Source organism: Trinickia fusca (assembly GCF_003628145.1).
In the GTDB taxonomy this organism is placed as follows: Bacteria; Pseudomonadota; Gammaproteobacteria; order Burkholderiales; family Burkholderiaceae; genus Trinickia; species Trinickia fusca.
The window spans coordinates 22,761-36,326 of the sequence record NZ_RBZV01000008.1 but is presented as its reverse complement, the minus strand read 5'-3'; the positions used below and the strand labels follow the sequence as shown (position 1 = coordinate 36,326).

Below are 13,566 nucleotides of genomic sequence, written 5' to 3'. Positions count from 1 at the left end.
TGATCGACAGGAGACATCAATGAGCAACCTGCCTGGACTGCAATTCGCGCTCGGCGAAGACATCGACATGCTGCGCGATGCGGTGGCCAATTTCGCCGGCAAGGAAATCGCGCCGCGTGCGGCTGAAATCGATCGTGACGACCAGTTCCCGATGGATCTGTGGCGCAAGCTCGGCGATCTTGGCGTGCTCGGCATGACGGTGGCCGAGGAATACGGCGGCGCGAACATGGGCTACGTCGCCCATATGGTCGCGATGGAGGAGATCTCGCGCGCCTCGGCTTCGGTGGGTCTTTCGTATGGTGCGCATTCGAACCTGTGCGTGAACCAGATCCATCGCAACGGCACCGAAGCGCAGAAGCAGAAATACCTGCCCAAGCTTGTGTCGGGCGAACACGTCGGTGCGCTGGCGATGAGCGAGCCGAACGCGGGTTCGGACGTCGTCAGCATGAAGCTGCGCGCCGACAAGCGTGGCGACCGTTACGTGCTGAACGGCACGAAGATGTGGATTACCAACGGTCCCGACTGCGACACGCTCGTCGTCTACGCGAAGACCGATATCGAGGCCGGCCCGCGCGGCATCACGGCATTCATCGTCGAGAAGGGCATGAAGGGCTTCTCGGTGGCGCAAAAGCTCGACAAGCTCGGCATGCGCGGCTCGCACACGGGCGAACTCGTGTTCCAGGACGTCGAGGTGCCGGAAGAGAACATCCTCGGCAAGCTCAACGGTGGCGTGAACGTGTTGATGAGCGGCCTCGACTACGAGCGTGCGGTGCTCGCGGCAGGCCCGACCGGCATCATGCTTTCGTGCATGGATGCCGTCGTGCCGTACATCCACGATCGCAAGCAGTTCGGTCAGGCGATCGGCGAGTTCCAGCTGATCCAGGGCAAGGTCGCCGACATGTACACGACGCTGCAAGCGTGCCGCTCGTACCTGTTCGCAGTCGGCCGCCAGCTCGACACGCTGGGCAAGGAGCACGTGCGTCAGGTGCGCAAGGACTGCGCCGGCGTCATTCTCTACACCGCCGAAAAGGCCACCTGGATGGCCGGCGAAGCGGTCCAGATCCTCGGCGGCAACGGCTACATCAACGAGTATCCGGTCGGCCGTCTGTGGCGCGATGCGAAGCTGTATGAGATCGGCGCCGGCACGAGCGAAGTGCGCCGCATGCTGATCGGCCGCGAACTGTTCGCCGAGACGATGTAACGCGCGTCGCGCGACGGAGCCCAATTCCATGCCGATCATCGATAGCAAGCTGAACCCGCGCTCGGATGACTTCCGCGCGAACACCGCCGCACTCGAAGCGCTCGTCGCCGACTTGCGCGCGAAGGTGGCCCATCTCGCAGCCGGCGGTGGTCCTGCCGCGCGCGAGAAGCACGTGGCCCGCGGCAAACTGTTGCCGCGAGACCGTATCGCCCAACTGCTCGATCCGGGCACGCCGTTCCTCGAGTTCTCGCAGCTCGCGGCCTACGGCATGTATCACGACGCGGCGCCGGGCGCCGGCATCATCACGGGTATCGGCCGCATTGCCGGGCAGGAGTGCGTGATCGTCTGTAACGATGCGACGGTCAAGGGTGGCACTTACTATCCGGTGACGGTCAAGAAGCACGTGCGCGCGCAGGAAATCGCGGCCGAGAACCGGCTGCCGTGCGTGTACCTCGTCGACTCGGGCGGCGCCAATCTGCCGAACCAGGACGACGTGTTCCCCGATCGCGACCACTTCGGCCGCATCTTCTACAACCAGGCCAACCTGTCGGCAGCCGGCATCGCGCAGATCGCCGTCGTCATGGGTTCGTGCACGGCAGGCGGCGCGTACGTGCCCGCGATGAGCGACGAGTCGATCATCGTCAAGAACCAGGGCACGATTTTCCTCGGCGGTCCGCCGCTCGTAAAAGCCGCGACGGGCGAGGAAGTCAGTGCCGAGGATCTGGGCGGCGGCGACGTGCACACGCGTCTGTCAGGCGTGGCCGATCACCTGGCGCAGAACGATGCGCATGCGCTGGGGCTGGCGCGCGGCATCGTCGGCAAGCTCAACCGTGTCAAGCAAGTGCCCGTGGCGATGCGCGAAGCGAAGCCGCCGCGCTACGACGCGCAGAGCATCTATGGCGTGATTCCCGTCGATACGCGCAAGCCGTTCGACGTGCGCGAAGTGATTGCGCGCCTCGTCGACGATTCCGAATTCGACGAATTCAAGGCACGCTATGGCACGACGCTCGTGACGGGCTTCGCGCACATTTGGGGGCACCCGGTCGGCATCGTCGCGAACAACGGCATTCTGTTTTCGGAGTCGGCCGTCAAGGGCGCGCACTTCATCGAACTGTGCTGCCAACGCAAGATCCCGCTCGTGTTCCTCCAGAACATCACGGGCTTCATGGTGGGCCGCAAGTACGAGAACGAAGGCATTGCACGCAACGGCGCGAAGATGGTGACGGCGGTGGCCACGGCGAAGGTGCCGAAGTTCACGGTCATCATCGGCGGCTCGTTCGGTGCCGGCAACTACGGCATGTGCGGGCGCGCGTATTCGCCGCGCTTCATGTGGATGTGGCCCAACGCACGTATCTCGGTGATGGGCGGCGAGCAGGCTGCATCGGTGCTGGCTACGGTCAAGCGCGACGGCATCGAGGCCAAGGGCGGCACGTGGAGCGCCGAGGAAGAGAAAGCGTTCAAGCAGCCGATTCTTGACCAGTATGAACATCAAGGTCACCCGTACTACGCGAGCGCGCGGCTGTGGGACGACGGCGTGATCGATCCCGCGCAGACCCGCGACGTGCTGGGCCTCGGCCTGTCGGCAGCGATGAATGCGCCGATCGAGGACACGCGTTTCGGCGTGTTCCGCATGTAAGCGCAAGCCTGGACTAGAACAGATCGGAAGCGATATCGGCAGGAGACGATCCATGCAATACACGATGCTCGAAGTCGCGTTCGCCGAGCGCGTCGCGACGGTGACGCTCAATCGCCCGGACGTGCGCAACGCGTTCAACGAAACGATGATCGCGGAGCTCACCGACGCGTTCACGCAGCTCGATGCGCGCGACGACGTGCGCGCGATCGTGCTGGCCGCCAACGGCGCAGCATTTTGCGCAGGCGCGGACCTGAACTGGATGAAGAAGATGGCGACGTTCTCCGACGAGGAGAATCGCGCCGATGCACGCCGCCTCGCGAACATGCTGGCCGCGATCTACCGCTCGTCCAAACCCGTGATCGCGCGCGTGTCGGGCGACGTCTATGCGGGCGGCGTCGGGTTGGTTGCGGCGAGCGACATCGTCGTCTCCGTCGACACGGCACGCTTTTGCTTGTCCGAAGCGCGGCTCGGCCTCATCGCCGCGACGATCGCACCGTACGTCGTGCGTGCGCTCGGCGAGCGTGCGTCGCGGCGGTACTTCACCACCGCCGAACAGTTCGATTGCGCAACCGCTGCGCGTCTCGGGCTCGTGCACGAAATGGTCGGTGCCGATGCACTCGACGCGACCGTGCAAAAGCTCGCCGCGACGCTGTGCGCGAACGGCCCGCAGGCCGTGCGCGCATCGAAGCAACTCGTACAGGACGTCGCGGGTCGTGCGCTCGACGAAGCACTGATCGAGGACACGGCACAACGCATCGCCCGCATTCGCGCGAGCGCCGAAGGACGCGAAGGCGTGACTTCGTTTCTCGAGAAGCGCGCGCCGTCCTGGCGCGACTGATCATCCCGCTTGCTCACTGCGAGATCTTTCATGTTCAACAAGATTCTGATTGCGAACCGCGGCGAGATCGCTTGCCGTGTCGCCGCGACTTGCAAGCGGCTCGGTGTTGCCACGGTAGCCGTCTACTCGGACGCCGATGCCAATGCCAAGCATGTAGCGGCCTGTGACGAAGCCGTGCACATCGGCGGGTCTGCGACCGCGGACAGCTACCTGCGCATCGAGCGCATCATCGAGGCCGCACAACGCACGGGTGCGCAGGCCATCCACCCTGGCTACGGCTTTCTGTCGGAGAACGAAGATTTCGCGCACGCGTGCGAAGCGGCCGGCCTCGTCTTCATCGGTCCGCCCGTCGAAGCGATTGCGGCAATGGGATCGAAAGCCGCAGCCAAAGCGCTCATGCATTCGGCAGCGGTGCCGCTCGTGCCCGGCTATCACGGCGACGACCAGGATGCCGAACTGCTCCAGCGTGAAGCCGACGAGATCGGCTATCCCGTGCTGCTGAAGGCGAGCGCGGGCGGTGGCGGCAAGGGCATGCGGGTGGTCGACAAGCGCGAGGACTTTGCGGCTGCGCTGGCCTCGTGCAAGCGCGAAGCGGCCAGCAGCTTCGGCAACGATCGCGTGCTGATCGAAAAGTATCTGACGCGTCCGCGTCACGTCGAAGTGCAGGTGTTCGCCGACAAGCACGGCAATGGCGTCTATCTGTTCGATCGCGACTGCTCGGTGCAGCGTCGTCACCAGAAGGTGCTCGAGGAAGCGCCGGCACCTGGGCTGGCCGATGAAGTGCGTCGTGCGATGGGCGAGTCAGCGGTGGCCGCGGCGCGGGCCGTGTCGTACGTCGGCGCCGGTACCGTCGAATTCATCATGACGGGCAACGCGTTCTACTTCATGGAAATGAATACGCGCTTGCAGGTCGAGCACCCGGTGACGGAGATGGTCACGGGGCAAGACCTCGTCGAATGGCAATTGCGCGTGGCCGCGGGCGAACCGTTGCCGCTGCGTCAGGACGAATTGCGCATCGACGGTCATGCAATCGAAGCGCGTATCTACGCGGAGAACCCCTCGCGTGGCTTCCTGCCGTCGACGGGGACGCTCAAATATCTGCGTATGCCGGGTGGTGTCGAATTCACGATTGGTGCGTCGTCGCGTGCGCCGGTGCGTATCGACAGCGGCGTGCGCGAAGGCGACACGATCACGCCGTTCTACGACCCGATGATCGCGAAGCTGATCGTGCACGGTGCCGATCGCAACGAAGCGCTCAAGCGCATGAGCCAAGCGCTGCATGCGTGCGAAGCGGTGGGGCCACAGACCAACGTCGAATTCCTGCAGCGCCTCGTCGCGAGCGAGCCGTTCGCTTCGGCTGATCTCGATACGGGGCTCATCGAGCGGCATCATGCGTCGCTGTTCGCGCCTGCTGACAAACCGGTCAAGGAAATGCTGGCGCTTGCGTGCGCGGCCTTGCTCACGCGTGAGGGGGGGACGGCACACGGGGCGTCACCGTGGGATGCGCTGGCGCATTGGCGTCTGAACGGCGGCTATCGGCAGACTGTCGAATGGCGTGAGATCGACAACGACGCGGCATGCAAGGTCGTTTATGCGCGCGAGGATGGTAAGCGTACGCTCGAGCTCATGGGCGCGAGCGAAGGGTTCGACTGGTGGCGCGGTGATGCGCCGCATACGTTCGGCATCAGCTTGGGGAACGCGCGTATTACTGGGCGTGTGTTCGTCGACGGCGATGTGTTCCATGTGTTCTATCAAGGGACGTCGCTTGCGTTCGAATGGCAGAACCTGCTGGCTCATGCGGCCGATGCCGAGCATGGCGAAGGTCGCCTGACGGCGCCGATGCCGGGCAAGGTCATCGCAGTGCTGGTGGAGCCGGGCACCGTCGTTGAAAAGGGTACGCCGCTGATCGTGATGGAAGCGATGAAGATGGAGCACACGATCGGTGCGCCCGCTGCGGGCAAGGTGGCCGAGGTGCTCTATGCGGTTGGCGATCAGGTTGCTGATGGTGCGCAGTTGCTGGTGATGGAGACGCAGTCGTAGGAGGAGAGAGACGGGGGCGGGCGCTTGGCGCCCGTACCTCGCGGTTTGCCGCTCGGTCGGAGGTCAAAAGACGCCGACAGTCCGGGTGCGAAAACGACGGACAGCGGAGCCTTCCCCAGATCAGTCTTTCGCGGCCACCGCGCACTGATGATCAAGCAGCCCTTCAGCCGAGCCGGTGCCGCCGGTGACATCGAGGCTGCTGTTGACGATGAACCATCCGGCGCTTTGCGCCGATTCGCCGGCACCCGTCACTAGAATCGTTTGCCCGGCCATCGCGTCGGGGCCCGGATTGTCGCGCGCGACCACCCGAAACGGATCGACATCCAGCGTCGGCCCAGGTACGCGCATGATGCGATAGCGCACATTGCCGATCGTGTCCCACGTCCACGTATTGAGCGCGTCCTCACGATGGCGCGCGAGTGCATCGGTCACATCGGATCGCATGCAGTCGATGTGAATATGCAACTGCTCCTGCGAGCGCCGAAACGCCGAATTGATTTCGATGCCAAGACGATCGTCGGTAACGGTCTCGCGCCTCGCCGTCTTCAACGATGCCTCGACGAAACTGCGCGCGTCCCACGCATCGGCCCAATAGTTTGGAGCGTCAGGCGCGAGCAGGCGCGGACTTTCGATACCCGAGATGCGGTCGGTCGGAATCAACAAATGTTGCGAAGCGCCGCTTCTGTCCTTGAGGATGGCGTAATGTCCAGCCAGATCGACGCTCGTGCAGATGCCGGTCTTGCCGGTCGTGCGTGCGGCGGGCACGCAGTCGATGCTGACGATCTGCCAGAGCGCGTTCGGATCGGCTGCCGCTAGTGCCGCGCAGCCGGCCGCCAACCCGACAGCGCCGAACAGGAAACCGGCAGCATAGGTGCGCATGGTGGAGCAAATCGACCGCATGTCACTTCCTGATGAAACGCAGCGCGAAGCGCGCGAGCCGCGGTACGAATGTCGGACGAACGAGACGCGCATCGTATCCGCTCATGCGCCGATCGTTTTCGGTCAGACATAGCTCGATCAACCTACGCGGGCTGATATCGTCGCCGACGCTGGCCGTGCCCGTCACCGGAAAGTTCGCGTCGCGCGCGACGCCGTCGGTATCGATGCCTTTGGCGAGGGCGATGCGCTCCCAGATCAGCACCATCCAGACCGCTGCCGCACGCGCGTGGAACCACGGGCGTCGCCACCAGGGCAGGTTGCGTCGATGCCACGCGAACCAATTAGCGAAGAACAGGATGTGGCGCGCTTCTTCCTGAATGACAGGCTCGAACGTCTCGACGAGTGCCTCGGGAAAGAAGCCCGAGCGCTGCGCCGAGCTAAACAGGCCGAACGCGAAAAAGCTGTCGATGCATTCGCTGAATCCCGTCACCATCCAGGCCCATTCGGGGTCATGCGGCGCGGAATAGGCCGGCTCTGGGGCGAGCGTGATGCCGTAGGCTTCCACGAGCTTCGACAGTACGACCTTGTGGCGCGCTTCTTCGCCACCATCGAGTTCGAGTGCTTCGTGCAGCAGCGGATCGTGATGCTTCGCCGCGAACGTCGCAACGCGGATCGAGGCGCGGCCTTCGGTCTGTACCGCGATGTCCCAGATCGGTAGCGCGGTCAGGCGCGCCAGCGCGTCGGGTTCGAGCTTGGGCCAGTCGATGATGGCCGGCTTGTACGGGTTATGCGTTTCGAGCAGCATTCGGCAGAACATCTGCTTATGCGCATCGGAACCGATTCGTATCGGTGCTGAATCGCCGAAGCTCCAGTTGCGCATGACATGGTCTGCCGCTGCATGCTGGTGCAGCGTGTCGGACATAGTGGATCGCGTATTGGCAGGTGGCAAGACGCGGTCATTGTGTCACAGAACGAAAACGGCCTACGCAGGGGTGTGCATCCGGTGCAGGCCGTGCTGCCATCGTGTTCAGGTACTTAACGTTTGTCGAGGTAGGGCCTCGCCCAACCGAGGCCCGCCGACGTGCCGGCCCGCGGCCGGTATTCGCAGCCGATCCAGCCTTCGTAGCCGAGCGAATCGATCAGCGCGAACAGATAGGGATAGTGGAGTTCGCCGACATCGGGCTCGTGCCGCTCGGGTACGCCAGCGATCTGGATGTGGCCAATGCGTGCGATGTCGCGCTTCAATTTCGTAGCGACGTCGCCCTCGACGACCTGGCAGTGATAGCAGTCGAATTGCACCTTCAGGTTCGGCGCGCCGATTTCGTCGCAGATCGCTTGCGCGTCGTCTTGCCTGTTCAACAGGTAGCCAGGCATGTCGCGCGTGTTGATGGGCTCGATCAGCATCGTTAGGCCAAGCGAGCGCGCGGCTTGCGCTGCGTAGTCGAGATTCCGGACGTACACGTCGCGCTGGCGAGCGCGGGCTTCGTGTTCGTCGATGGCGCTACTGCTGGGCGTATCGACGACGCCCGCCATCACGTGCAGCAGGCCATTGCCGAGCACCTGTGCATAGTCGAACGCGTGCTCGAGGCTGCGTCGAAAGTCATCTTCCCGTCCAGGCAGCGAGGCCAAGCCACGCTCGCCCGCATTCCAATCACCCGGCGGCGCGTTGAACAGTACCTGCGTCAAGCCGTGTTCGTTCAAACGCGCTGCGATGTCGGTTGCCTCGAACGCATACGGAAACAGGTATTCGACTGCTGTAAAGCCGTCTCGCGCAGCCGCGGCAAAGCGATCGAGGAACGCATGCTCCTGGTACATCATCGTCAGGTTGGCGGCGAAGCGCAGCATAGTCGGCAATATGAAAGAAATAGAAAGGATTGCGAAATAAAGCGAAGTTCAATGAAATGTAGTGGAAATAATTGTAGTGAAAATGAAAGATGAATAGACGAAATATTCTATTCGAAGACCTAAAGAATTTAGAGGTCCTGCCGAAAACGGCTAGGTGAAGCAAGGTTGAATTGATACTTGCCCTATAACTAGATGCCTCGATAGCCACGCGGCCTGCTGAGCGCGGAAGACCAAGACAGATGACTAGCCGGATCGGGACCCGGTGCGCAAGCCTTGAGGGCCTGCGCACGGCGGGAGCTTTTTTCTTTTTGTCTGCTGTATGCCCCACTTGGGCCGCTGCTGCCGGGATCGTTCCCGATGGCGGTACAGCTACAACCGTATCGATCGGGGCCAACGGCCGACAGGTGGTCAGCATCGCACCGGCTTACGGTGGCGTATCGCAGAACACCTACAGTTCGTTCAACGTCGGCTCGAGCGGTGCGACGCTCAATAACGTCGGCATCAACGCGCGCACGATCGTCAATCAGGTCACGAGCACGAACCCGAGCCTCATCGAAGGCGAGATCGCGGTGAGTGGGCCGCGTGCAAACGTCGTGCTAGCCAATCCGAACGGCATTACCGTCAACGGCGGCTCGTTCTTCAATACCGGCCGTGTCGCGTTGACGACAGGGCAAGTCAGCTTCAACGATCTACAAATCGCTCCCGGTATCATTCAGCGCAACATCGCGCTGGGCACGACCGGCGGCACGATCGTCGTCGGCCCGCAGGGGCTTGCGAGCGCACTGATCGGGCTCGATCTGATCGCGAAGAACGTTCTGATCAACGGGGCGGTGAACAACGGCTTCACGTCCCCCACTGCCTATGTACGGACGGTCGCGGGAACGAGCCAGACCACGCTGAACACCGGCGTTTCACCTGGGGACAACGCCAACGACTGGCTGAATGTCCAGACGAATGCAGCACCCGCGACGGCGAGTTCATTCGCGGTCGATATCAGCGCGGCGGGGAGCCTCACGAGCGGTCGCATTCAGTTGATCGTCACCGATCGTGGCCCCGGTGTGCGCAGCGCCGGCGCGATGAATGCCTCGCTCGGCGATTTCACGCTCGCGTCGAACGGCAGCGTGCAGTTTGCCGACAGCACGATCTCCGTCGCAGGCAATGCGAGTCTGCAGGCGCAGGATGCCATCACCTTCAGCGGTAGCGGCCTCATGGCCGGTGGCAGTGTCAAATTGATCAGCAACGGTTTGACCCTGCAGACGGGCGTCCGAGGCCTGGGTTCGACCGTGGCTTCGTCCACGGCTGGCATCGTGCTCAAGAGCACGGGCGACATCACGAACGTCGGCTCGCTCGTGCAAGGGCAGGCCAGGACCACGGGCGACACGGATTCGCTCGGCGCCGTCACGCTCAATGCAACGGGCAACATCGCGAATCAGTCCCTGCCGAGCACGCAGCTCGGTGTGCTGTTCGGCATGAACGACGACGTTTCCGTGACGGCAGGCGGCAATCTGACCAACGAGAACTCGCGCATCCTCTCGAACAAGAACGTCTCGATCGTCACGAGCGGCGACCTCGTCAATCTCTCCGACCATACGGCTGGCGCCAACGGCGGTACTGTCTCGTACTATTCGAATCACGGCCGCCATATCCTCTTCCTCTCGCATCACTCGAATGGCTTCTCGGTCGACTACGGCCAACTCGTCGATCCGTCCAAGCTCGCCTACATCAGCGCGGGCGGTGACACGGGCGATGTGACGATCCATGCGAACAACGTCTCGAACGCAGGCGGTTCGATTCTCTCGAATGGCGGCTCGATTTCGATCACCGCCAATCAGTTGCTGACGACACAAGCCACGTTCACGGGGGAAGCGAGCTATCACCAGTCCTGCTTCATCCTTTGCCATTCGAGCGCGTCGAGCAACGTGCAGTCGTTTGGCGGTGTGATCGAGGCCAAGCAAGACATCGCGCTCAAAGCCGGGACGCAAATCACGAACACGGGCGGTGTCGTGCTCGCCACGGCCGGCACGCTCACGCTCGATGCGCCGAAGACACTGGCGCAAGCGGTGACCGGCTACAACGCGTTCAACCGCGCGAACGATCTAAAAGCCTGGTTCGGCAGTACGTGGGCAGCGATTTATGCGGCCGATACCGGTGGCATCTTTTCGGCCGGCTCAGGGCAGGTGCATCTGACGGGCGAGGGCGACATCGACGGCGGCGTGATCAGCGCGCCGGGCGGCGTGAACGCCGCGAAGGGCCTCATCACGATTCGCCCGCGTTACACGCAGCCGGTGACGGTCGGCACGCACAATCACATCGGGCTCGTTTCATGGTTCGGGCTGTGAGTCGGTCTATGAAGCGGACTATGCAGCATCGCCTCTCGCGCCTCGCCGTGTGCGGCGCCGGCATGGTGGCCGGCACGTTGGCGACACACGCGCTCGCGCAAACGGCTGGCAGCGCCGCGCTGTCCTCGCTGGCGCCCGTGCGGCCCGAGCAAGATCCGGCGCAACGTTTGTTGCGGGAGCAGCGTGATCGGCAACGCGAGCAGCAGGTGCAGCAGGCACCCGCGCAGATCGCCGCGCCCGAGATGCCCGCCTTGCCGAACCTGCCGGCCGGTGCGGACGTGGAGACGCTGCCCGACGTCGAGCCAACCTTCAAGATCGAGCACATCGAATTTCTCGGCGACAAGGTTCTCGCGGCACGCGAGCTCGATGCCGTTGCGCAGCCCTTCATCGGCAAGCAGCTCGGCCGTAACCGCATCAACTTGTTGCTCCGTCGTTTGACCGAGGCGTTCATCGCGCAGGGTTACATCACGACGCGCGCCTATCTCGGCGCGCAGAATCTCGCGTCCGGCACGCTCAAGATCAACATCGTGGCGGGCCGTGTCGCGGCGTTTACGCTCAACGGCGTGTCGCTCTCCCCGCGTGATCCCAACGAGAAGTGGTGGGAGTTCTGGAAGACGCATGGCGGTGGCCTCGTCACTGATGCGGGCACGGCCTGGGCTTTCGGCGACAAGCGCGGCGACGTGTTGCGCCTGCCTGATCTCGAACAAGGCGTCGACCAGCTCAATCGGCTGCGTCGCAACCAAGCCGAAATCCAGATCCTGCCCGGGCAGGTGCCCGGCGATTCGATCGTCGCGCTCACCAACCATTACGGCGACCGCTTCTATTACGACTTTGGCATCGACAACTACGGCAGTTCGCAGACGGGCACGCTTCGCTATCGGGCGAGTGCCGAGGCCGACAATCTGATCGGCTTGCAGGAATCGATGTCGCTGTCCTACATCGGCACCGATGACACGAACGCGCTCGTGTTCTCCGCGGCCGTGCCCTTTGGGTATCAGACGTTCAGCTACACGACGTCCGTGTCGGAGTATCAGCAAGCCATCGGTGATACGGCGCTGCTCGAAGGCCGCACGTTCAGCCAGATGCTTGGCTGGAACGACGTGCTCATGCGTTCGAGCGCGGGCAGTCTTGCTGCTGACGTGACGCTGAACAAGCTGCGCGTCGAACGCAGCATCAACGGCTTCTTTCTCGATCCGCAAAACTTGACGGTGCTGCGCGTGGGGCTCAATGGTCTGCGTCGCTTCGCCGTGCATGAGCAAGGCGCGGCGGCGACTTGGGATGTCGGCGTGTCGCGCGGGCTCACGTGGCTTGGCGCGACGCACGACGGCACCGATATCGCCGGCGCAGACGCGCACGGGCAATTCACGAAGTACGACGCCACCGGCACGCTGCAGTTCGCGCTCGGCACGCTCGGGCCCACGGCCTGGACCTATCGCGGCACGCTGCGTGCGCAATACAGCAGTGTTGCGCTCTTCGGCAACGAACAGTTTTTTCTCGGCGGCATGGACTCCGTGCGCGGCTTCACCGAAGGCGGCATCAGCGGCGATAGCGGCTTTTATGTGCGCAACGAGGCGGCTTGGCAAAACGCGCCGGCATGGCATGACGCGCGCATCGAGCCTTACGTGTTCGTCGATGGCGGCAAGGCCCATCTCGTCGCGCAGGGCGGCTGGCCGACACTGGCCGGTGCGGGCATCGGCGCTCGCCTGCAATGGCATATCAAGAAGCAAACGATCTCGGGTGAAGTGCTGCTCGGGCAATCGTTGATCCAGCCGGCTGCGCTCGGCAAGAAGGCGACCTTGTTGCTCGCCACGCTTAACTGGTCCGAATAAAGGAAAACAGATGACTACTCGAAACACGACGCCGTCTCGGCTCACTTCGATGCTCGGCGCTGCTGGCATCGCCCATTTCGCGCTCGCTGCGGCACTGCTCATGTCGACGATGCCTGCCGCGCATGCAGCTAAAAAGGCGCAAGCGAAGTCGCATGACGAGAGTGCTGCCACGCAATCTCAAGCGGCCTCGGGTCCGTTGCCCGCGAATGCTGTTGCGCGCGTGAACGACGTGCTCATTACGCAAGATCAGCTCGAAGAGGCACTGCGTGCCTCGAACGTGCCTGATACGCCCACGTCGCGTGCTGGCGTCAAGAATCAGCTGATCGCACGCGAGTTGTTCCGGCAGGCCGCGTTGAAGGCGCACTACGACACGCGTCCGCAGGTGATCGCCATCGTCGAGCAAGCGAAGGCGCTCGCGATGACGCAGGCCTATCTGCGTGATCAGGTGAAGCCCGCGCCCGTCACCGATGCCGACGTGAAGGCGAAGTACGACGCCGTCGTCGCCACGCTTGGCCAGAACGAATACAAGTCGAGTGTGATCGCAGTGAAGGATGCCGACACGGCGAATAAGGTTCTCGCCGAACTGAAGAAGGGCACCGACTTTGCGCAGCTCGCGAAGCAATACAGCCAAGGGCCGAATGCTGCCCAGGGCGGTGCGTTGAACTGGATTTCGTTCAAGACGCCGATCACGGCGGGCAACACGCAGAACTGGCCGCAACCGCTCGCCGAGGCGCTCGTGAAACTGCCGCAGGGTGCCGTGTCGAGCACGCCGGTGCAAGTGGGTGACGCGTTCTGGATCGTCCGCGTCGATCAGGAACGTCCGACGCAGATTCCTCCGTTCGATCAATCGAAGGACATGCTGCGCAAGCAGCTCGAGCAAGTCGCTGTCGAGAAGGCGACTGCCGAGGTCGTGATCGATCTCGTCAAGAACGCGCACATCCAGCAGTAACGAAGCCGAA

At 63.2% G+C, this 13,566-nt stretch carries 10 protein-coding genes; 7 read left to right on the top strand and 3 right to left on the bottom strand.

Annotated elements, in window-relative coordinates; genetic code table 11:
• Positions 1-19: 19 nt before the first annotated feature.
• From D7S89_RS18040 to D7S89_RS18025, 4 genes are read left to right on the top strand one after another with little or no spacing between them, the layout of a single operon-like run.
• Positions 20-1,201, top strand: a complete 1,182-nt coding sequence (locus D7S89_RS18040) for an isovaleryl-CoA dehydrogenase (RefSeq protein WP_121279532.1) — start codon at positions 20-22, stop codon at positions 1,199-1,201.
• Between the two features lie 28 nt (positions 1,202-1,229).
• Positions 1,230-2,837, top strand: coding sequence for a carboxyl transferase domain-containing protein (locus tag D7S89_RS18035; protein WP_121279530.1), 1,608 nt, complete (start codon positions 1,230-1,232; stop codon positions 2,835-2,837).
• A 52-nt stretch (positions 2,838-2,889) separates the two neighbouring features.
• A complete protein-coding gene (locus tag D7S89_RS18030) occupies positions 2,890-3,675 on the top strand; it encodes an enoyl-CoA hydratase/isomerase family protein (protein ID WP_121279528.1) in 786 nt (261 codons plus the stop codon).
• Positions 3,676-3,705: 30 nt separating this feature from the next.
• Positions 3,706-5,715, top strand: a complete 2,010-nt coding sequence (locus tag D7S89_RS18025; protein WP_121279526.1) for an acetyl/propionyl/methylcrotonyl-CoA carboxylase subunit alpha — start codon at positions 3,706-3,708, stop codon at positions 5,713-5,715.
• 120 nt (positions 5,716-5,835) lie between these two features.
• Here D7S89_RS18025 and D7S89_RS18020 read toward each other — a convergent pair whose 3' ends face one another.
• From D7S89_RS18020 to otnI, 3 genes are all read right to left on the bottom strand, one after another.
• On the bottom strand, positions 5,836-6,615 hold the full coding sequence (locus D7S89_RS18020) for a CDP-diacylglycerol diphosphatase (RefSeq protein ID WP_121279524.1): 780 nt from the start codon (positions 6,613-6,615) through the stop codon (positions 5,836-5,838).
• A gap of 1 nt (position 6,616) precedes the next feature.
• Positions 6,617-7,516, bottom strand: coding sequence for a ferritin-like domain-containing protein (locus tag D7S89_RS18015; protein ID WP_121279522.1), 900 nt, complete (start codon positions 7,514-7,516; stop codon positions 6,617-6,619).
• A 113-nt stretch (positions 7,517-7,629) separates the two neighbouring features.
• Complete coding sequence (gene otnI, locus D7S89_RS18010) at positions 7,630-8,439, bottom strand: 2-oxo-tetronate isomerase (protein WP_121279520.1); 810 nt, start codon at positions 8,437-8,439, stop codon at positions 7,630-7,632.
• 239 nt (positions 8,440-8,678) lie between these two features.
• Here otnI and D7S89_RS18005 point away from each other — a divergent pair, with 239 nt between their 5' ends.
• From D7S89_RS18005 to D7S89_RS17995, 3 genes are read left to right on the top strand one after another with little or no spacing between them, the layout of a single operon-like run.
• Positions 8,679-10,778, top strand: a complete 2,100-nt coding sequence (locus D7S89_RS18005) for a two-partner secretion domain-containing protein (protein WP_121279517.1) — start codon at positions 8,679-8,681, stop codon at positions 10,776-10,778.
• 8 nt (positions 10,779-10,786) lie between these two features.
• Positions 10,787-12,607 (top strand): ShlB/FhaC/HecB family hemolysin secretion/activation protein, encoded by a 1,821-nt coding sequence (locus D7S89_RS18000; RefSeq protein WP_245983030.1) that lies wholly within the window; start codon positions 10,787-10,789, stop codon positions 12,605-12,607.
• A 49-nt stretch (positions 12,608-12,656) separates the two neighbouring features.
• Positions 12,657-13,556, top strand: coding sequence for a peptidylprolyl isomerase (locus tag D7S89_RS17995; RefSeq protein ID WP_121279513.1), 900 nt, complete (start codon positions 12,657-12,659; stop codon positions 13,554-13,556).
• Positions 13,557-13,566: the final 10 nt, after the last annotated feature.

What these genes read in the sequence shown, in the direction of transcription:
- D7S89_RS18040 (WP_121279532.1), top strand. Translation starts at nt 20, where the DNA reads ATGAGCAACCTGCCTGGACTGCAATTCGCGCTCGGCGAAGACATCGAC.
- D7S89_RS18035 (WP_121279530.1), top strand. Translation starts at nt 1,230, where the DNA reads ATGCCGATCATCGATAGCAAGCTGAACCCGCGCTCGGATGACTTCCGC.
- D7S89_RS18030 (WP_121279528.1), top strand. Translation starts at nt 2,890, where the DNA reads ATGCAATACACGATGCTCGAAGTCGCGTTCGCCGAGCGCGTCGCGACG.
- D7S89_RS18025 (WP_121279526.1), top strand. Translation starts at nt 3,706, where the DNA reads ATGTTCAACAAGATTCTGATTGCGAACCGCGGCGAGATCGCTTGCCGT.
- D7S89_RS18020 (WP_121279524.1), bottom strand. Translation starts at nt 6,615, where the DNA reads ATGCGGTCGATTTGCTCCACCATGCGCACCTATGCTGCCGGTTTCCTG.
- D7S89_RS18015 (WP_121279522.1), bottom strand. Translation starts at nt 7,516, where the DNA reads ATGTCCGACACGCTGCACCAGCATGCAGCGGCAGACCATGTCATGCGC.
- otnI (WP_121279520.1), bottom strand. Translation starts at nt 8,439, where the DNA reads ATGCTGCGCTTCGCCGCCAACCTGACGATGATGTACCAGGAGCATGCG.
- D7S89_RS18005 (WP_121279517.1), top strand. Translation starts at nt 8,679, where the DNA reads ATGACTAGCCGGATCGGGACCCGGTGCGCAAGCCTTGAGGGCCTGCGC.
- D7S89_RS18000 (WP_245983030.1), top strand. Translation starts at nt 10,787, where the DNA reads ATGAAGCGGACTATGCAGCATCGCCTCTCGCGCCTCGCCGTGTGCGGC.
- D7S89_RS17995 (WP_121279513.1), top strand. Translation starts at nt 12,657, where the DNA reads ATGCTCGGCGCTGCTGGCATCGCCCATTTCGCGCTCGCTGCGGCACTG.